This window comes from Chitinophaga sp., assembly GCF_035538455.1.
Classification (GTDB): domain Bacteria; phylum Bacteroidota; class Bacteroidia; order Chitinophagales; family Chitinophagaceae; genus Chitinophaga.
In genome coordinates this window covers 1-18,162 of sequence record NZ_DATLKJ010000164.1, presented here as the reverse complement: position 1 = coordinate 18,162, position 18,162 = coordinate 1, and the positions used below count along the sequence as shown (strand labels likewise).

The 18,162-nt window shown below is 48.7% G+C and carries 14 protein-coding genes; 7 read left to right on the top strand and 7 right to left on the bottom strand.

The genetic code is table 11. From position 1 onward, the window contains the following. Position 1 precedes the first annotated feature (1 nt). The 4 genes from VM802_RS19920 to VM802_RS19905 all read left to right on the top strand — a co-directional run bounded on the left by VM802_RS19920 (position 2) and on the right by VM802_RS19905 (position 2,348). Positions 2-388, top strand: coding sequence for a BrxA/BrxB family bacilliredoxin (locus VM802_RS19920; protein ID WP_325533796.1), 387 nt, complete (start codon positions 2-4; stop codon positions 386-388). 200 nt (positions 389-588) lie between these two features. Continuing rightward, positions 589-1,116 (top strand): RNA polymerase sigma factor, encoded by a 528-nt coding sequence (locus tag VM802_RS19915; RefSeq protein ID WP_325533794.1) that lies wholly within the window; start codon positions 589-591, stop codon positions 1,114-1,116. 3 nt (positions 1,117-1,119) lie between these two features. Next, positions 1,120-1,761, top strand: a complete 642-nt coding sequence (locus tag VM802_RS19910; protein WP_325533792.1) for a hypothetical protein — start codon at positions 1,120-1,122, stop codon at positions 1,759-1,761. 182 nt (positions 1,762-1,943) lie between these two features. Continuing rightward, complete coding sequence (locus tag VM802_RS19905; protein WP_325533790.1) at positions 1,944-2,348, top strand: NUDIX hydrolase; 405 nt, start codon at positions 1,944-1,946, stop codon at positions 2,346-2,348. On the opposite strand, the gene VM802_RS19900 is transcribed toward VM802_RS19905, so the two are convergent. Next, positions 2,345-3,949 carry a GMC family oxidoreductase gene (locus VM802_RS19900; protein WP_325533788.1) on the bottom strand — a complete coding sequence of 535 codons (1,605 nt, stop codon included), beginning with the start codon at positions 3,947-3,949 and terminating at the stop codon, positions 2,345-2,347. The two genes, VM802_RS19905 and VM802_RS19900, sit on opposite strands and share 4 nt — an antisense overlap. 193 nt (positions 3,950-4,142) lie before the next feature. Here VM802_RS19900 and VM802_RS19895 point away from each other — a divergent pair, with 193 nt between their 5' ends. Together VM802_RS19895 and VM802_RS19890 are read left to right on the top strand one after the other, a co-directional pair. After that, positions 4,143-7,310, top strand: a complete 3,168-nt coding sequence (locus VM802_RS19895; RefSeq protein ID WP_325533786.1) for a TonB-dependent receptor — start codon at positions 4,143-4,145, stop codon at positions 7,308-7,310. 268 nt (positions 7,311-7,578) lie between these two features. Further along, entirely contained in the window at positions 7,579-9,840 is a 2,262-nt protein-coding gene (locus VM802_RS19890; protein WP_325533784.1) for a CocE/NonD family hydrolase, read from the top strand. An 81-nt stretch (positions 9,841-9,921) separates the two neighbouring features. Here the strand turns inward: VM802_RS19890 and VM802_RS19885 are convergent, their stop codons facing one another. Next, on the bottom strand, positions 9,922-10,872 hold the full coding sequence (locus VM802_RS19885) for a 3-keto-disaccharide hydrolase (protein ID WP_325533782.1): 951 nt from the start codon (positions 10,870-10,872) through the stop codon (positions 9,922-9,924). A 243-nt stretch (positions 10,873-11,115) separates the two neighbouring features. Between VM802_RS19885 and lpdA the strand changes: the two genes are divergently transcribed. Beyond that, positions 11,116-12,519: a dihydrolipoyl dehydrogenase gene (gene lpdA / locus VM802_RS19880; protein WP_325533780.1), complete on the top strand. Its 1,404-nt coding sequence runs from the start codon at positions 11,116-11,118 to the stop codon at positions 12,517-12,519. Between the two features lie 83 nt (positions 12,520-12,602). Here the strand turns inward: lpdA and VM802_RS19875 are convergent, their stop codons facing one another. The 5 genes from VM802_RS19875 to VM802_RS19855 form a co-directional block, all read right to left on the bottom strand. Then, complete coding sequence (locus VM802_RS19875) at positions 12,603-13,253, bottom strand: methionine biosynthesis protein MetW (protein WP_325533778.1); 651 nt, start codon at positions 13,251-13,253, stop codon at positions 12,603-12,605. A gap of 46 nt (positions 13,254-13,299) precedes the next feature. Then, complete coding sequence (locus tag VM802_RS19870) at positions 13,300-14,073, bottom strand: PepSY domain-containing protein (protein WP_325533776.1); 774 nt, start codon at positions 14,071-14,073, stop codon at positions 13,300-13,302. A 137-nt stretch (positions 14,074-14,210) separates the two neighbouring features. Then, entirely contained in the window at positions 14,211-15,251 is a 1,041-nt protein-coding gene (locus VM802_RS19865) for a flavin reductase family protein (protein ID WP_325533774.1), read from the bottom strand. An 86-nt stretch (positions 15,252-15,337) separates the two neighbouring features. Beyond that, positions 15,338-15,925, bottom strand: a complete 588-nt coding sequence (locus VM802_RS19860) for a helix-turn-helix domain-containing protein (protein ID WP_325533772.1) — start codon at positions 15,923-15,925, stop codon at positions 15,338-15,340. Positions 15,926-16,015: 90 nt separating this feature from the next. After that, positions 16,016-17,965: a KUP/HAK/KT family potassium transporter gene (locus VM802_RS19855; protein ID WP_325533770.1), complete on the bottom strand. Its 1,950-nt coding sequence runs from the start codon at positions 17,963-17,965 to the stop codon at positions 16,016-16,018. Between the last annotated feature and the right edge of the window lie 197 nt (positions 17,966-18,162).

Here is an 18,162-nt window from a genome sequence, read left to right as displayed (position 1 = left end):
AATGAAGGATGAACTGACCGAAGTCGGATTCAAGGATCTGGTTACTGCTGAAGAAGTAGAAAAAGTCATGAACAATACATCCGGTACCACGTTGATAGCTATCAACTCAGTATGTGGTTGCGCCGCTGGAATGGCACGACCCGGAGCTAGGTTAGCCCTAGACAATGAAAAGAAACCCACCAACCTGGTAGCTGTTTTTGCAGGTCAGGATCTGGAAGCCACGGCAAGAATGCGGGCTTATTTTGCTGATGTACCACCTTCTTCCCCATCATTTGCCTTCTTTAAAGACGGGGAACTGGTATACTTCATTCCCAGACACAGGATCGAAGGACGCGATGCCCAAGCCGTGGCAGCAGATTTGAAAGCATGTTTTGATGAATTCTGCTAATTATTAAAAACCGGGGGATGTTTTCAGTCCCCGGTTTTTAACTATCCCCTACCCGCGAAAACCTATCCTCCAACCAATTCATTACCCCTACCGGAAGTCTCCCCTTCACCGGAAAGGATTATCTTACATACAGGCGCATATAAAAACTTTCCCAGAACTGTGATTTTCCTGCTCCCCGTGCGAATAATAAAGAAAAACAAGTGCAACCAGTACTTTATAACATGAGCGCACAAGAGAATCCGGAAATATTCCTGTCTGTCATCGAGGCAAACAAAGGTATTATCTACAAGGTAGCCCACTCCTACTGTAATCATGCAGAGGACCGGCAAGACCTTGTACAGGAAATCATCCTGCAGCTATGGCGGTCTTTCGGCAACTACAACAACGAGTACAGGTATTCCACCTGGATATACCGTATAGCACTGAATACCGCCATCTCTTTCTACCGCCGCGAAAGCCGCAGGAAACAGGTATCCGGACCTCTGCCCGACAGTATCATCAGCCTGGCAGACAACCCTTTTTCCGGCAGGCAGGAAGACCTCGGACTACTGCAACAATTCATATCCTCACTCAAAGACCTGGACAAAGCCCTCATGCTACTGTATCTTGAAGAGAAATCCTACAAAGAGATAGCAGAGATCACCGGCATATCAGAAAGTAATGCAGGCACCAGGATCGCAAGAATCAAACAATTACTCAAACAAAAATTCACCGCATTAAAACATTGACATATGGAAGACGCAGCTATCATCAATCTCTGGAAAGACTACAGCAGGAAGCTGGATGAAAGCCTGTCGCTGAACAGGAAGAATACAGAAGATATCATACACATGAAAGTAAAGTCAATGCTCAACTCCATGCAGCCACTGAAAGTATTTGCCATCGTAGTAGGTATCCTATGGGTATGCTTCGTGGACTCACTGATCATCGGACTGTTTCATGCAGCCAGTATTTTCTTTCTGGCATCAGCCATCATACAGGTACTGCTCACCAAACTCGCTATCGGCATCTATCTCTATCAGCTCATCCTGATACAACAGGTAGATATCAGTCAGCCGGTACTGGCTACGCAGAATAAACTGGCCCGCTTGCAAAGCACTACCCTGTGGGTAACACGTATTCTCTTTCTGCAACTACCCGTATGGACCACCTTCTTCTGGACCAAAAATATGTTTACCGGCGAAAGCATCGCCTTCAACACCCTCCCTGTAACTGTTACACTGCTGTTCACACTGGCCGCCATCTGGCTCTTTGCCAATATCCGATATGAAAACAGGCATACGAAATGGTTTAAACTGATGTTCGATGGTAAGGAATGGACACCGGTAATGAAATCCATGGAACTACTGGATGAGATGAAAGAGTACAAGTAAACTATTTTGTTTCTCGCAAAGTAACAAAGAGAGCAAAGAAGCAAAGATTTTTTAAGATTGTTTAAGCGTATCTGATAATAGTACGGGCTATGGAGCAGTTCTTTGCTAACTTAAAAATATCCTTTGCTTCTTTGCTCTCTTTGTTACTTTGCGAGAAAGAATTTCCGCTGTAACTTGCGCCCATGAATTATATAGATTGTGTAGGACTGATCGTTGTAAAAGACCGGAAACTATTGCTGGCATTCAGTAACAACAAACAGGCATGGTATCTTCCCGGAGGCAAGGCGGATGCAGGCGAAACGCCGGTAGCCGCGTTGCAGCGTGAGTTAATGGAAGAACTGAATATCTCACCGGCAGCTGATACCCTCCACTGGTATTATTACATCGAAGCTCCCGCATTTGGAGAAAAGAATATCCTGATGAAACAGCATTGCTTTATGCATGACCTGCAGCTAACACCACAACCTTCCGCGGAGATTGGCGCTATCCGTTATTTCAGCAGGGACGCTTACCAGCAGGAGGAACACCAGGTGAAAGGAGTGCTGCTGGCCTTCGACAAGCTACTGCAGGATGGGCTGGTGGACTAATAATCTTTCAATATAAGATCAGCCGCTTTCTCTCCTATCATGATTACCGTGGCATTGGTGTTACCTGAAACAATCGCCGGCATAACAGAAGCGTCCACCACACGGAGTCCTGCAATACCTTTCACCTGTAAGGCGTCATTCACTACAGCCATTTCATCCGGCCCCATTTTACAGGTACCTACGGGATGATATAACGTCTCCAGGCTTTTTCTAATATGCACACGCAGCAACTCATCTGTGTAGGGAGCCGCCGGGAACTGCAACTCTCCGCGGCTGTAACGCTTCATAGGCGCTGATACGGCAATCTCTAATGCCTTTCTTAATCCTTTCAATAACACCTCCATATCATCGGGGTGCGACAACAAGTTAGGTTGTATCACCGGTGGCATACCGGGGTCAGCACTGCGAAGACTTATATAACCACGGCTCTGCGGCCTTATCAGGATTGTCAGTATTCCATACCCGCTTGCTCTGGGGAATGTGCGGATGTTATAAATATCTGTAGAGTAATCCGGTGCTACACCGAAGGCTGCCAGGTGCAGCTGTATGTCTGGTCTGTTAAGCGAAGGATCTGTTTTCAGGAAAGCGTTGGCTTCAAGCGGACTATTACCCAGCGGTCCTTTCTTCCAGAACAGATGTTGCAGAAACGCTTTGCCGGCATTGAGAGGATGCAGCACTGCATTACCGGTAGGCACAGTGGTAAGACCACTTACACCACTCCATACATGGTCCTGAAGATTCCTTCCCACCCCTGGCAGATGCCGTGTTACAGGAATACCTGTTTTTGTTAGTTCAGCAGTATCCCCGATGCCAGAGAGCATGAGCAACTGTGGCGACTGTATAGTACCGGCGCATAGCAATATTTCTTTATTACAGTACCAACGTATTGTTTTACCGGCAGCATCTGCCACCTCCACGCCTGTTGCCCGGCTGTCCTCTATCAGTATACGTTTTACCTGGCAGCGTGTCTGCACATGCAGGTTACTCCTGTTCATGACTGGTTTCAGAAAAGCCGTTGCCACACTATGACGCCGGTTGTTATGGATAGTGAATTGCAACATCGAAGCGCCGCATTGTTGTGCGCCGTTGTAGTCTTCATTGCGCGGAATACCATTTAGCTCACATGCTTCGATGAAAGCATCACCCAGCGGAGTAGGCTGTTGTGAGAAGCATACCCTCAACGGACCGTCATTGCCATGATAAGGCCCGCTCAATGAAGCATGGCATTCCGATCGTTTAAAGTAAGGCAATACCTCTGCATAGCTCCAGCCTTTGTTACCCAACGCAGCCCATCCATCATAATCAGCGCTGTTACCACGCACATAGGCCATTGCATTGGTGCTGCTGCAACCGCCCAAAGTTTTGCCCCTGGGAATATAGATACGACGATTGTCCACAGCGGATTGTGGTTCTGTATAAAAAGACCAGTCGTATTTAGTATGATTTAACATAGAGTACGCGCCAGGTATATGCACCAGCGGAGAAGCGTCTGGCGGCCCGGCTTCCAGCAGCAGTACGTTTATATGTGATGATGCAGAAAGCCTGTTGGCCAGTACGCATCCTGCCGAGCCGGCGCCTATGATGATGAAGTCATACGTCATATCCTGAATTTAACTAAATCCGTTGTTAAACTTCCCTTGTCACAGATTTTTTGGGGATGAATGATTTTATAGTATCTTTTGAGGATATTTTAGAACCTGTGATTTTACCCCCTAGCATTTTATCACCAATATCATAAAGATGTATCAACCAAATCGAACCAGATCTCTATTGATCCTGCTTGTGTCCCTGCTTATGATGAAAGCCCAGGCACAGGTAACTACCGCTACGCTGAGCGGTATTGTAAGAAGCGAATCCGGCCAGGCATTACCCGGTGCCACCGTGAGGGTTACCTTCGATGATGCAGGTATCAATAAAGGTCTTGTCACCAAATCCGATGGAAGTTTCCTGGTGCCCAACCTGCGTGTGGGCGGCCCGTACACCGTAACCGTTTCTTTCACCGGCTATGCCACCAAAACGGAATCCAACATTTTCCTCAATCTAGGCCAGAACACCGCGCTGGACCTTCGCCTGTCGGAATCCGTAGGCAAGCTGAATGAAGTAGTGGTAAGCGGACGCTCTACTATTTTCAACAACCAGCGTACCGGTGCTTCCACCAACATCAGCGCCACACAGATACGCCAGCTGCCTACCATTTCCCGGTCGGTGGATGATTACCTGCGCCTCACGCCTTCCGCGTCGCCTACGATCAACGGCATTTCCTTTGTAGGCCGCAACGGGCAATACAACAACTATTCGATGGATGGCGCCGTATTCAACAACCCGTTCGGACTGGATGCCCCCACTCCCGGCGGACAAACCAACTCCCAGCCTATCTCTCTCGAAGCCATCGACCAGGTGCAGATCAACATCGCACCCTATGATGTAACACAGTCAGGCTTTACAGGGGCAGGCGTCAACACCGTTACCAAAAGTGGCAGCAACAAATTCTCCGGCACCGTATATGGATTCTACCGCAACGATGCCCTCTCCGGAAGTAAAATTGACGGGCAGAAAGTGGCTATCCCCACGCTGAAACACTTGCAGGCAGGCTTCTCTCTGGGTGGCGCCATCAAAAAGAATAAGCTGTTTTACTTCATCAACTTTGAAACAGAACAGCGTGAAGATCAGGCCAGCGCCTATGTTGCCAGGAATACCAGCAATGCCGGCGGTGTAACCACCTCGCGCGTACTGGAAGATGATCTCAAGAACGTAAGCCAGGCACTGGAACAGCGCTTTGTCTACCATACCGGCCCATATCAAGGCTTTTCATTACAACGCCGCAACTACAAGTGGCTCGCCAAACTGGACTGGGTGATCAGCAACCAGCATACGCTGTCATTCACGTATAATGGCATGGATGCCAGCCAGGAAAAAACCGCGCACCCCAACGCCATCAACCGTCGTGGTCCCGACGCGATTACATTGCAGTTCCGGAACTCCGGCTACCAGATGGTGAACAAACTCCACTCTTTCGGACTTGAGTTGAAGTCTGATTTCAACGAAACTTATGCCAATAAGTTCCGTGCCGTGTTCACAACGTTCAGGGATAAACGAAATCCGTTCTCCGCTCCGTTCCCTGTACTCAACATTACCAAATACAATGTACCATACATTGTTGCCGGATATGAGCCGTTTTCTATCAACAACCGGCTGAACCAGGATGCGTTGCAGCTGACAGACAACTTCAATATCATTCTTCCGGGTCACACACTTACTATCGGCGCTTCCTACGAACAGTTTAAGTTCGGGAACTCCTTTAACCTCACGGGCTTTGGCTTCAATGTATTTTCCGGAGTCGATATCAATACCTTCCTGACCAATGTAGCCGCAGGCACTTACGATGCGAACGTTACCTATGCCCGCAACCGTGCTAAAGCTGATCAGTGGACCTGGTACTATCTCACCGTGGGGCAGGCGTCCGCTTACCTGCAGGACGAATGGAGCATCGGCAGCAAGCTGAAAGTAACCTATGGCGTACGTTTCGACAAAGCGCTGTACTTCCCGTCCAAAGCCAGCTACAATAGTCCGGTTGTAAATCCTGATGGTACACTCAGCGGCAGCTATACCACCGGCTCTCCCACCGTACCCAATAAAGATGACCTGGTTTTGTATGATGAAAATGGCAACCGTGTGAAGAACGGCCCCGGTCAGGAGATCGACAACTCCCGCACGCCCAGCGGCAAGATACTTGTATCGCCACGCCTCGGCTTTAACTGGGATATCAAAGGCGACAAGACCGCCCAGCTGCGCGGAGGTACCGGATTATTCACCGGCCGTTTCCCGTTTGTATGGGTGGGTAATGCCATTGGTAATCCATTCACCGGTTATTACAACGTTACCGCACGAGACTTCAAATGGCCGCAGATCTGGCGTTCCAACATCGGTATCGACTACAAGCTGCACACCGGTACTATCCTCACAGCCGACGTAGCCTATTCAAAAGATGTGAATGCCATGATGGTACGCGATTACGGATTGGGCACGCCTACCGGTCAGCTCAACTCCGGTACCGGCGATACCCGCAGCATATATCAGCAGGCAGATAAAGGCAACACCGGCACTTATGTGTTCACCAATGCACGGGTAGGTTATTCCTTCAATACTTCCGTGCAGGCACAGCAGAACTTCCGCAAAGGCTATTTCGTAATGTTTGGCTATAACTACCTGATCGCAAAAGACGGAAGCTCCATCTCCGCAGAGATCTCCGGTGATGCCTTCGACCGCAATCCCATACTGGGCAACGCCAACAAGGCCGTGGAATCTACCTCTCTGTATGGGAATACACACCGCTTCACCATTGCCGGCATCAAGAAATTTGATTACGGCAAAGGAAGGTATGCCACCACCATTTCTGTTTTCGGCAGCTGGACCAGCGGCAACCGCTTCTCCTATGTATATGGCGGCGACGTGAATAACGATGGCTCTCCTGCCAACGACCTGATGTACATACCAACCGCCACAGAGATACGCAACATGAACTTTGCACCGCTTACCGATGCTTCCGGCAACGTACAGGACGCAGCAGCACAAAGCGCCGCTTTCGAAGCATTCATCCAGCAGGATAAATACCTCAACAGTCACCGCGGACAATATTCCGGCAAGTACGAAGGCGCCACGCCCTGGTTCAGCCAGATAGATATGCGCATACTGCAGGATTTTAATATCCGCTCAAAGAACAAGACCAGCACCGTACAGTTCAGCCTCGATATCGTCAATCTCGGCAACCTGATTAGCAGCAAATGGGGCTTGCGCAAATATGCCAGCACCTCCGGTTACTACCAGCCTGTTACCTTTGCCGGCAAAGACGCCAATGGCAAAGCCATATACCAGTTTGATCCTTCACAAAGACAGACTTTTATTACCAGTCCTGACCTCCCCTCCAGGTGGCAGCTACAATTGGGTATACGTTACATATTCTAACGATAGCGGATCACTGTCTGAAGGGTGATTTTTTTTGATTCGTTTGATTCTTCTGATGAACGAAGATTAATGAGTTTGATGTTGTTTTTTTGATTAATTTGATAAGGATTATGTGAGAAATATGCCTCTTTGGAAATCATAAGAAATCCTGCTACATCATCAATCAAAACACAAAATCGCTTAAAACCATATTCGTAACAATCTTCGTTCATCAGAAGAATCAAACGAATCAAACGAATCAAAAAAATCACACTTCAGTTATCTGCTTATGGGACTCAAACAAATCATCAGAACCATCCTGTTCGTCACTTGTTGCAACCTGCCTGCTGCCGCCCAGCAGTTTTACTTTCCGGCAGCGCAATACACCACGGAACAGACATTAGATAAGAATATTTCCCGGCTGGCCGGGGAGCTGATAGAGCAGTACAAAAAAAACGGCGATGCCTCGCTCTACTTTAATAATCTCTACCATTACCAGCTGGCTGCAGGGCACTACCCACAGGTAGGAGCAGCCATTGACTCCCTCCGGAATATTCCTGACGGGAAAGACAGTGTCAGCATGAAAGGCGCAGGCTTTGCATTCCGGACCTTTACCGCAGCATCTGCTACAGCGGCTTCCCGTGACATTGACTTTGCAGACGCCTATAAACGCACATTCAGCTCACAATACAACCAGCTGCCCACACAGCTTACCAGCAAAGTACCGTCGTGGTTCAATGAAGATGTGACGGCCTTGCGCAAACAACTGGATGACTGTCTGCAACAACAAACGGGAAAAGACCTGATCAGCTCCGCTGATGCCGCACGCCTGTGCAAAGCCTATGCGTCCTGGAAAGTGTTCAGCAAGATACTACCGCTCGCCAAACGCGCACTGGCAGAGCAGGACGACAGTCAATACATCATCGAAGACAGCCTCCTGGTTCCCACTCATGACGGCGCCCGTGTATCCGTTACCGTTATCAGAAAGAAAAATATGACGGCCCCGCTGCCCGCTGTGCTGCTGTTTAATATTTACACCGGTTACTATGATAAGTTAAAAGCAAAAGAAGCCGCAATCAACGGTTACGTAGGCGTTGTGGCTAACACACGCGGTAAAAAACAGAGTGAAAGCGTCATCGAACCATTTGAGCACGACGGCGCTGATGCCCATGATGTGATCGACTGGATCAGCAAGCAGCCATGGAGCAATGGTAAGGTTGGCATGGTTGGCGGCAGCTATGTGGGATTCAGCCAGTGGGCCGCCGCAAATCATCTGCACCCCGCATTAAAGACCATCGTGCCACAGGTGGCTGTGGGCATCGGTATTGATTACCCCGCGCACAACAACGTGTTCATGAGCTATATGCTGCGATGGATTCATTACGTTACCAACTCAAGACAAACAGATGAAGCCGACTTCGCCAATGGTGCACACTGGGATTCCACATTCAAGAAGTGGTATGCCAGCGGCAGGCCATTCCGCGCACTCGACACTATAGAAGGCAGGCCCAGTAACATCTTCCAGCGCTGGCTGCAACACCCTTCCCACGATGCCTATTGGCAGCAAATGGTGCCTTATAAAGAAGGCTTCGCCAATATCAATATCCCGGTACTTACTACCACCGGTTATTACGACGATGATCAGCGCGGCGCCCTGTACTATTTCCAGGAACATTACCGCTATAATAAAAACCCGCAGCATTACCTGGTGATAGGCCCCTACGATCATCCGGGAGGCCAGAGCATCGCTGCCGGTAAACTGGCGGGCTATAAAGTGGATAGTGTCGCACGCATTGACATTACCACACTGGTATACCAGTGGTTTGACCATATTCTCAAAGGAGGGTCCAAACCTGCCCTGCTGAAAGATAAAGTGAACTATGAAGTGATGGGCGCCAACGAATGGAGACACGCTCCTTCCCTGCAGGCGATGAACAACGATACGATCACGCTTTATCTTACCAATACGAGGAGCAGTCAGCATTACAACCTGAGTACTACCAAACCCGCAGGCAGTGAGTTCCTTCGCCAGGAAGTAGACTTCAAAGACCGCAGCGATACCCTCAATGCAGATGACCCTGGCATTGTTAGCAGCTCACTCGATGTAAAGGACGGTCTGTCCTTTATCTCCAAACCATTTGAAAAGACAGTTGCCTTCAATGGTTCCTTCACCGCCGACCTGGAAGCCATGATCAACAAGAAGGATATGGACTTACAGATAGGCGTATACGAATTACTGCCTGACGGTAAATACTTCCGGATTGCAGGCTACATCGGGCGCGCCAGCTATAGCAAAGACCGCAGCAAGAGAATACTGCTGCAGCCAGGTAAACAGGAAAAAATAGCCATTTCCAATTCCTACTTCACCAGCAGGCAGGTCAGCAAAGGCAGCAGCATCATAGTGGTAATCGGCGTGGTAAAAACACCTAACTGGCAGATCAACTACGGAACAGGGAAAGACGTAAGTGCTGAAGATATAAACGATGCAGGCGTACCGCTGGAGATCAAATGGTCTACTAACAGTTGTATTAAACTAGGGGTAAAAAATTAAGTTTCCCGGATAAAATAAGAATCCCTGGAATAATGTACTGTCGTACATTTCCAGGGATTTTTATTTTGATGAATAAATAATCTATTTCGCAGGCGTGATCACAATTTTCCTGAACTCTACCGGGCCATGATCGCCTTGTATGTAAATAGGACCGGGTTCGCCTTCTTTGCTGTCTAACGCACCGCCGGTGATGCCGGGTATTTCCTGGTTGCTGATCACAGTTTTGCCGTTAACGACTACCGTTACCATGCGACCGATGAGTGTTATGTCGTACGATTGCCATTTATCGGGGCCTAACGCTGCTATCTCACTTGGTGGCAGGAATCCGTAAATACCGCTGAACAGTACGCTGGATGGATGTGTATCTTTGTCGCTGTCTTCTATCTGCACTTCATAACGTCCTCTCAGATAAATGCCGCTGTTACTACCTTTGTTGTAGCGGAATTCAGCGTGCAGTTTAAAATCAGAGAAAGTCTGCTCAGAGATCAGGTTGGCGCCGGAATGCGGGCTGGTTAAAACGCCGTTCTTTACCTCCCACTGGTTGGTGTTGCCTACGGCTTTCCAACCATTCAGATCCTTACCGTTGAAGAGGTTAACCGGCTTGCCCCAAACCGGAGCGGCAGTACGTTTCAGGTAAGGCGCTTTTACGCCTGTCCAGTTATATTTTTTGCCTTCGCTGGTTACAATGGTTCCTTTTAAACCAGCATCAGTCACCTCTCCTTCTATTACGAAATCCTGGTCGCCACCTTCCCATTGCGGTGGTATGGTGAACGAGAATTTACCGTTATCGAAATTCACTTTGGCTACCGGACGCGCGCTGCCGGAAGCACCCACAAAATAGCCTACCAGCGTACGGTTGCCGGACAGCTTCACTTCCAGCCAGGAAGGAGCAGTTTTGCCCGTTTCGTCAATGGTAATGTCCCAGCGTCCTATCAACGCTTTGAAGTCGGCCGGTTTCTCTGCAGCTACGGACATGTTCCCACCGGATGCCATTACCGGTACAGCAACCCCAGGCACTAATAAGCAACTCATGCAAAATGCAAGGAAATTTCTACGCATACAATCTGATTGATTTTCCTGATAAATTAACTACCTGCCACTGAAGTTGATATGGTTCCGCAGAAACAGGAAATAACAAGATACTCTTTATTTGTTTTTATTCAAATGAAAATACAATAACGGTCATCCTTCCCGCTCTTCATAAATAAATATACCGATTGGTATATTTTAATTATCTTTGATCCGCTCTTTGTGTGGAGCATCAAAACAATTGTTATGGAACAGCAATACGATATTGTAGTAATCGGCTCCGGGCCTGGCGGTTATGTGGCAGCGATCCGGGCTTCTCAACTGGGCTATCGCACCGCCATTGTAGAGAAATACAGCACATTGGGCGGCACCTGTACCAATGTAGGCTGTATACCTGCCAAAGCACTGCTGGACAGCTCCGAGCATTACCACCAGGCGCAGGATCAGTTTAAGACGCATGGTATCAACATTACCGGCCTGCAACTGGATTTTGCACAGTTCATTGGCCGCAAGGCGGATGTAGTGAAGCAGAATACTTCCGGACTCGTATACCTGATGAAGAAAAACAAAATAGATGTGCATCATGGCACCGGTGGCTTTGTGGACGCCACACATCTTAAAGTGACTGCAGCAGATAAAGAGACCGTGCTGACATCAAAGTACTTCATCATTGCCACCGGCTCCAAACCCTCTTCCATAGCAGGAGTAAACATCGACAAACAACGCATTATCACCTCCACAGAGAGTTTGTCGCTGCCGGCACAGCCACAGTCTATGGTCATCATTGGAGGCGGCGTGATCGGAGTAGAGCTGGCCTCTGTATATGCACGCATCGGTACTGCTGTGACGATCATTGAATACACCGATTCTCTGATCCCTGCCATGGACCGGGAGCTTGGCAAGGCGCTGTACAAATCGTTAGGTAAACTTAATATCAAAATGCTGCTGGGCAGCAAGGTGCAATCAGCCACCAATAATGGTGAATCAGCTACTGTGAAGTTCCTGGACCAGGAAGGCAAAGAGCAAACGATCACAGCAGATTATTGCCTGGTGGCTGTAGGCAGAAGGGCTTATACAGATGGCCTCAACCTGCAGGCTGTAGGCATTGTACCAGAAAAGAACGGTAAGGTGAAAGTGAACAGCAGCTTCCAGACCTCCGTACCCAATATCTACGCGATCGGGGATGTTATTGAAGGGCCAATGCTGGCACACAAAGCAGAAGATGAAGGTACGTTGGCTGCCGAAGCGATCCATGGCGGCAAACCGCACATCAACTATGACCTGGTTCCGGGTGTCGTGTATACGTGGCCGGAAGTAGCCGCAGCAGGCTTTACGGAAGAACAGCTGAAGGCGCGGGGTATTGCATACAAAACCGGTAAGTTCCCATACCTCGCCAGCGCACGTGCCAGGGCTTCCATGGATACCGACGGGTTTGTGAAAGTGTTGGTATCTCCTCAATATGGCGAAATACTCGGGGTACATATCATCGGGCCGCGCGCCGCGGACGTGATTGCCATTGCCGTTACCGCGATGGAAAACGAACTGACAGTGGAAGAGATGTTCCGCATGTGCTATGCACACCCCACTTATTCAGAAGCGCTGAAAGATGCATTCCTCATGGCTTCCGGGCAGGGAGCTGTTAATATTTAGAGATTTAGAGATTTAGGGATTTAGATTTAGAGATTTAGGGATTTAGGGATTTAGGGATTTAGAAATTCCAAAATCCCTAAATATTAACAGCTCTTTTCTAGTAAACACACCGGCAGATTCTGAAAGAGATTAGGATGCCGGCGGACCAGGAATTTCTTCAGCGGATTACCTGCAAGGTGGCCCGCGCACGATACAATGCGCAGTCCGCCGGTTCTGGCAACCAGCTGCTCAAAATCGCGGATGGAGAGCTGATGGATATGCCCGGTGTCATACCAGTTGTAGCCAAAGAGCATGTGCTTCGGCATACTTCCATCCAACAGGAGCTGTAGCCTGTTACGATAAAAGGCGAAGTTAGGAAAAGAGATGATGATCTTTTTTGAGATGCGCTTCATTTCACGCAGCAGCACTTCCGGGTACATCACCATTTGTATAGATACACTACAGATGGAAATATCGAACTGATCATCGGCAAATGGCAACGGTTCATCGATACGGCCTGTTCTCACGTCCAGGCCTTTTCCCTGGCACACGGCCACTCCGGAAGGCGACAACTCAATGCCGGCCGCTCTGCAACCCCTTTCTTTTACCAGCAGATCCAGCAGGGTGCCATCTCCACAACCCAGGTCCACAATGCTGCTGCCGGTATCCGCAAAGGAGAGGATCACGTCAAATTCCTTTCTCTTACCCGCAGTGCCGGGCTCATAGTTGTAATTTCGGTTATCGTTCTTTGCCATATGTGGTCGGATTTCCGGAATATCCGGGAATATTTTTTCTCGGTACTTACAATGCCGCCGGTCTTGCTGCACGCTTCATCCGCTTGCTCTTCCTAAACAAGCCTGAGCTGATCCAATACAACACAAAGCCCGACATCACCGTCACCAGCCCGAATATGGAGAATATGCGCAGCAGCAGGTTGCCAATATTATCTCTCGAAGAATAATCCATGGTGTGCAACATCCACAGAAAATCAAACACTCTCCATTTGCTGTTACGGAACTTCTGCACCGTGCCCAGGTTGGCGGACACATACACGGTTGTACCAGAGGGATGCGCAAAGGTTACAGCGTAGGCCGGCAACGCGCTCTCACGGTATTCATGATGCCCACCGGTAGCTGTAAGATACGTTACAGATTTTATTTCCGGCTCGCCGTTGAAACGCTGCTTTGCAACAGCTATCGCTTCTTCTTTTGTGAGTGGCCCTCTCAACGCTCCTGTTAACGCATTGGCAAGATAAATATTATTCGCATGCTGATGATGCCCCACTCCTTTCAGTTGATACACCGGTTTGTCAAGTATCTGTATCAATTGTACCGCTGCGAAAGAATCTACGCCATGCGCCAACCTGATATTGTTCATCGCCACCGTGGGAGACACCAGCTGAAATGAGCCGGGTACGGGCTGTTCAGGCTTCTTCTGAAAATCACCGTGTACATCGTCCATATTGCTCCAGCTGAAATACAATCCGCCGATCGTCCACAATAGAAATTGAATCCCCAGGATAACACCCATATAGCGGTGTGTTTTCCTGATATAATAGTGTTTGCTCTTAGCCATGAAAAGATGGTTGATGGAAAATATAGTACGATTCCAGCCCGCGCCATTATTTCAAATGCTACGTACAGTTGGCACAGGCGGTCAGTATGGCGTAAAAATAAAGGTAATTTCCAGCGTAACTGTTATATAATTTCGGGTTATTCCATTTCCAGCGTCACATCGCCCGTGAGCGGATATCCCTGGCAAAGCAGTACCCAGCCCTGGTCCACATCGGTTTTCCGGAGGGCATAGTTATGCTGCATCATCACCCTCCCGGAAATGAGCCGGGCTGCACAGGAACCACAGGTACCGGTTTTACAGGAATAAGGCAGGGGTATCTTATCTGTCAGCGCGGCATCGAGGATAGTTTGTCCGGGGTGCACTTCCAACAGATTGGATTGTTCTCGGAAATGCAGCAGTACTTCCTGCTGTTCTTCGGGAAGTGTTACCGTTGTTGCTTCCTCATCCGGCGCGAACCATTCGAGATAAATATTATCGTTTGCAATGCCCATTCCATCCAGCATTTCATGGTGCATCTTCATCAGTTCTGCCGGGCCACAGATAAAATAATGCGTGCCGTCATGCAGTTCGGGCACCGCTGCTTTGATCAGTTTCTTTGCAATGAGTTTATTTACACGGCCACGTATCATGCCTGTCATATCTTCTTCTGGTGCGGGTTTCGACATCGCATAGTGCACTTGTGTACGGTGGCTGTGCTGCGCAGTCCATGCGGAAATTTGCTCCCGGAAAATGATTTCTGTTCCGCTTGAATAGATCAGCGTTACTGCGGCATCCTGGAAACGGTCTGTGAAAGCGCGCGCAATAGAGAATAGCGGGGTAATACCACTCCCTCCTGCCAGTAACACCAGGTGCTTTGCATCGGTAATGTGATCCGGCAGCATGAAAGTGCCATACGGGCCACTTACTTGCCACTCCTTAATACCGGCTGCGTTGTCTGCAATGTAATTGCTCATCAGACCGTCTTGCACACGCTTTACGGTGATAGCGGGCGGATCGCCGGGTATAGAGCTGAGTGAATAGGATCTTGTAACGGGTTCCCCACCGATGCGCAGCGTGATGTTTACGAACTGGCCGGGGCTGTATGTTATGGGTGTTCCATTGGTATGAAAAACAACGGTTACTGTATCACTGGTTTCGCGGAGCACCGCTGCGGTGCTCCAGGTATAAGTGTCTGCCATGCTGTATGTTCCTGTACTTTTCCTGCAAAGCTATACCGGCAACCGGTTCCGGGTGTTATACTATTTACGGTGAATTGTATATAATTTCAGGAGGAAGGATGCTGCTTTGCGGCTACCGACAACTTCCCCTGGCGCACGGTTTTATAGTGCGATGTATTAAGCCCCGTATTGGATTTGAATTGCTTAGACAAATGAGCGGCGCTGCTGAATCCTAACCTGAAGGCAATATCCGCCAGGGAGGCATCCGTATATACCAGCAACTCTTTCGTTTTCTCCATCCGGTAGGCCATGATATATTTTTCCAGCGTAATACCTTCCATCTCAGAAAAAATATTACTGATAACATTATAATTCCGGTTAAATTTCTTCACCACCATATCCGAAAAACGGAAATCCTGCGGAAAATCATAATCGCCGGAATACACCTCTTCCACCATCCGTTTCAACTCCCGCACCAGTGAGGTTCTCCTGTCTTCCAGTAACGTAAATCCCAGTGGCAGCAGTTTCTCTTTCACGGCATCCAGGCTGGGTGCTGTCAGTGCAGACACGGTGGTTACTTCTCCCAACGTGATCCCTGTAACGGGAATCTCCAGCTCGTGAAATACGTCCCTGATGGCCTGTATACACCTGTCGCAAACCATTCCCCTGATATATATCTTGTAATCACTTAACATAAACATGGATTTATGTAAAATTGAAGCAACAGGTGCGGATGTGCGTTATACAATTGTTTCAAAGTTTTATATAATCAGGCGCAACGCACCCTAGTGCTCCCGCAGCAGTGGCGTATAGGCCACGGGCGTTACCACCACCGGATATTTCTCCACGGTTACGTTGCTGGGGTCCAGACCAAAGTTGACCCATTCTTTAACGCTGATGTATTTCAGATTGAAGTAACTTTTCATCAGGAAATTCTTCACAAAGGGCATATCGTTCTCGAAGGAGAGGAACGAATCCGTGAGCAGGAATTTATAGTCTCCGATCCTGCTTTCCTGGTAACATTGCTCATGACGTCCTGAAACATCCACCTCTCCTGATTTTACGAGGTCATTCACCACCTGCCGGAAGTAATAATCAATCCTGGGCTCAATCCTGAAACCGAGATTGAACTCGATGAAATAAATATCGTTTTTAACGATCGTATCTACACGGTAATGCATGGAATAAGGCTCATCCAGTACGTTCACATGTACAAACCAGTAGATGTCGGCCCGCTTGGGTGAACGCGACAGAATAGAATCGATCGCTGTTTTCTCTACCCTGCGCGGCGAACCGGAACTGGTGAGATACACGAGGTTGGTAGCGTACTTCGTGATGTTGTTATCAGTACTCAGCTGCTTCAGCAGCTCTACATATCCATCCACTGTTACAATCTTCTTCAGCGAAGTAGTAATTCTTCTGCCGGATCTCCATACCACCATCACGATAAAGAGGCAGGAGCCTATCAGCAGCGTGATCCAGCCGCCTTCTTTCACCTTCTGCAGGTTAGCAGTCAGGAAAGCAGATTCTATCGCCAGGAAAAGGCCCGTGATCAATACGATGGCCGGTACGGGAAATCTTTTTGTATACAGGTAGAAGTTAATCAGTATTGTGCTCATGATCATAGTGAGCGTAACGCTGAGACCAAATGCAGCCTCCATCCTGGTGGATTCGCGGAAATAAAGCACCATACCGATACAGCCGGCCATGAGGAACCAGTTGATGAACGGTATATAGATCTGTCCCTTGATGTTACCGGGAAAGACTACACGGTGTCTTGGCCAGAGATCAAGACGGATCGCTTCGTTGATCAGGGTGAAGCAGCCGCTGATGAGCGCCTGGCTGGCGATAATAGTAGCCATCGTGGCGGTGATCAGCGTCGGGAGATAAATGGCGTCCGGAACGATATGATAGAAAGGGCTCACCGTGCCGATCTCTTCTCCAACGTGTTGCAGCAGCCAGGCGGTTTGTCCGGCGTAAGCAAGTATCAGCATCACTTTTATATAGATCCAGCTCACGCGGATGTTGTTCCTGCCGCAATGTCCCATATCACTGTACAGCGCTTCTGCTCCCGTGGTACAGAGAAAGATACTGCCCAGCAGCCAGAAGCCGCCGGGCGCCTGCGACAACATCACATAAGCATACCAGGGGTTCAACGCCTTCAGCACAGCAAAATTGTGGCTCATCGCCATTAGTCCCAATACGCCGATGAAAGTAAACCATACCAGCATTACGGGGCCAAAGATCTTCCCGATCTTGTCTGTACCAAACTGCTGGAAGATGAAAAGCAGGATCAGTATACAAACCACAATCGGCACCGTATTGATGTGCGGCGATATTTTCTGCATCCCTTCCACCGCAGAAGCGACGGAGATGGGAGGTGTGATAATACCGTCTGCAATCAGGAAGGCGCCACCGGCCATAGCAGGTATCACGATCCATTTGCCAAAAAGCCGGCGGATAAGGGCATACAGCGAGAAGATGCCGCCCTCACCTTTATTGTCGGCCTGCAAAGTAATGATCACATATTTGAGGGTAGTCTGAAAGAACAAGGTCCAGAAGATGGCCGACAGTGCACCCAGCGCCACGTCTTCCGTTATCACCCTGTTATGGAACACCGCATTCAGCGTATACAGCGGCGAGGTACCTATATCGCCGAATACAATACCGATGGCAATCAGTACGCCTGCCGGTGTAGCATGCTTATGAAATGCGGTGGTTGATGTTGATTGCATAGAATCTGTTATGTTAAGCGGGTACAAATTACCTTTTATTTTTCCACTGCAATCGTTCTTCAGAACAGAATCAATGATTTTTTATCAGTATTGTCCGACTAAAATAAGTGAATAAAGCATAAAAAAAGGGGGCAAGCCCCCCAATAGTTTCTATGTTTGGGTTACCACACCTTAAACGTAAAAACTTGGATAAAGAT

What these genes read in the sequence shown, in the direction of transcription:
- VM802_RS19905 (WP_325533790.1), top strand. Translation starts at nt 1,944, where the DNA reads ATGAATTATATAGATTGTGTAGGACTGATCGTTGTAAAAGACCGGAAA.
- VM802_RS19900 (WP_325533788.1), bottom strand. Translation starts at nt 3,949, where the DNA reads ATGACGTATGACTTCATCATCATAGGCGCCGGCTCGGCAGGATGCGTA.
- VM802_RS19865 (WP_325533774.1), bottom strand. Translation starts at nt 15,251, where the DNA reads ATGGCAGACACTTATACCTGGAGCACCGCAGCGGTGCTCCGCGAAACC.
- VM802_RS19920 (WP_325533796.1), top strand. Translation starts at nt 2, where the DNA reads ATGAAGGATGAACTGACCGAAGTCGGATTCAAGGATCTGGTTACTGCT.
- VM802_RS19855 (WP_325533770.1), bottom strand. Translation starts at nt 17,965, where the DNA reads ATGCAATCAACATCAACCACCGCATTTCATAAGCATGCTACACCGGCA.
- VM802_RS19895 (WP_325533786.1), top strand. Translation starts at nt 4,143, where the DNA reads ATGATGAAAGCCCAGGCACAGGTAACTACCGCTACGCTGAGCGGTATT.
- VM802_RS19885 (WP_325533782.1), bottom strand. Translation starts at nt 10,872, where the DNA reads ATGAGTTGCTTATTAGTGCCTGGGGTTGCTGTACCGGTAATGGCATCC.
- VM802_RS19875 (WP_325533778.1), bottom strand. Translation starts at nt 13,253, where the DNA reads ATGGCAAAGAACGATAACCGAAATTACAACTATGAGCCCGGCACTGCG.
- lpdA (WP_325533780.1), top strand. Translation starts at nt 11,116, where the DNA reads ATGGAACAGCAATACGATATTGTAGTAATCGGCTCCGGGCCTGGCGGT.
- VM802_RS19860 (WP_325533772.1), bottom strand. Translation starts at nt 15,925, where the DNA reads ATGTTAAGTGATTACAAGATATATATCAGGGGAATGGTTTGCGACAGG.
- VM802_RS19910 (WP_325533792.1), top strand. Translation starts at nt 1,120, where the DNA reads ATGGAAGACGCAGCTATCATCAATCTCTGGAAAGACTACAGCAGGAAG.
- VM802_RS19890 (WP_325533784.1), top strand. Translation starts at nt 7,579, where the DNA reads ATGGGACTCAAACAAATCATCAGAACCATCCTGTTCGTCACTTGTTGC.
- VM802_RS19870 (WP_325533776.1), bottom strand. Translation starts at nt 14,073, where the DNA reads ATGGCTAAGAGCAAACACTATTATATCAGGAAAACACACCGCTATATG.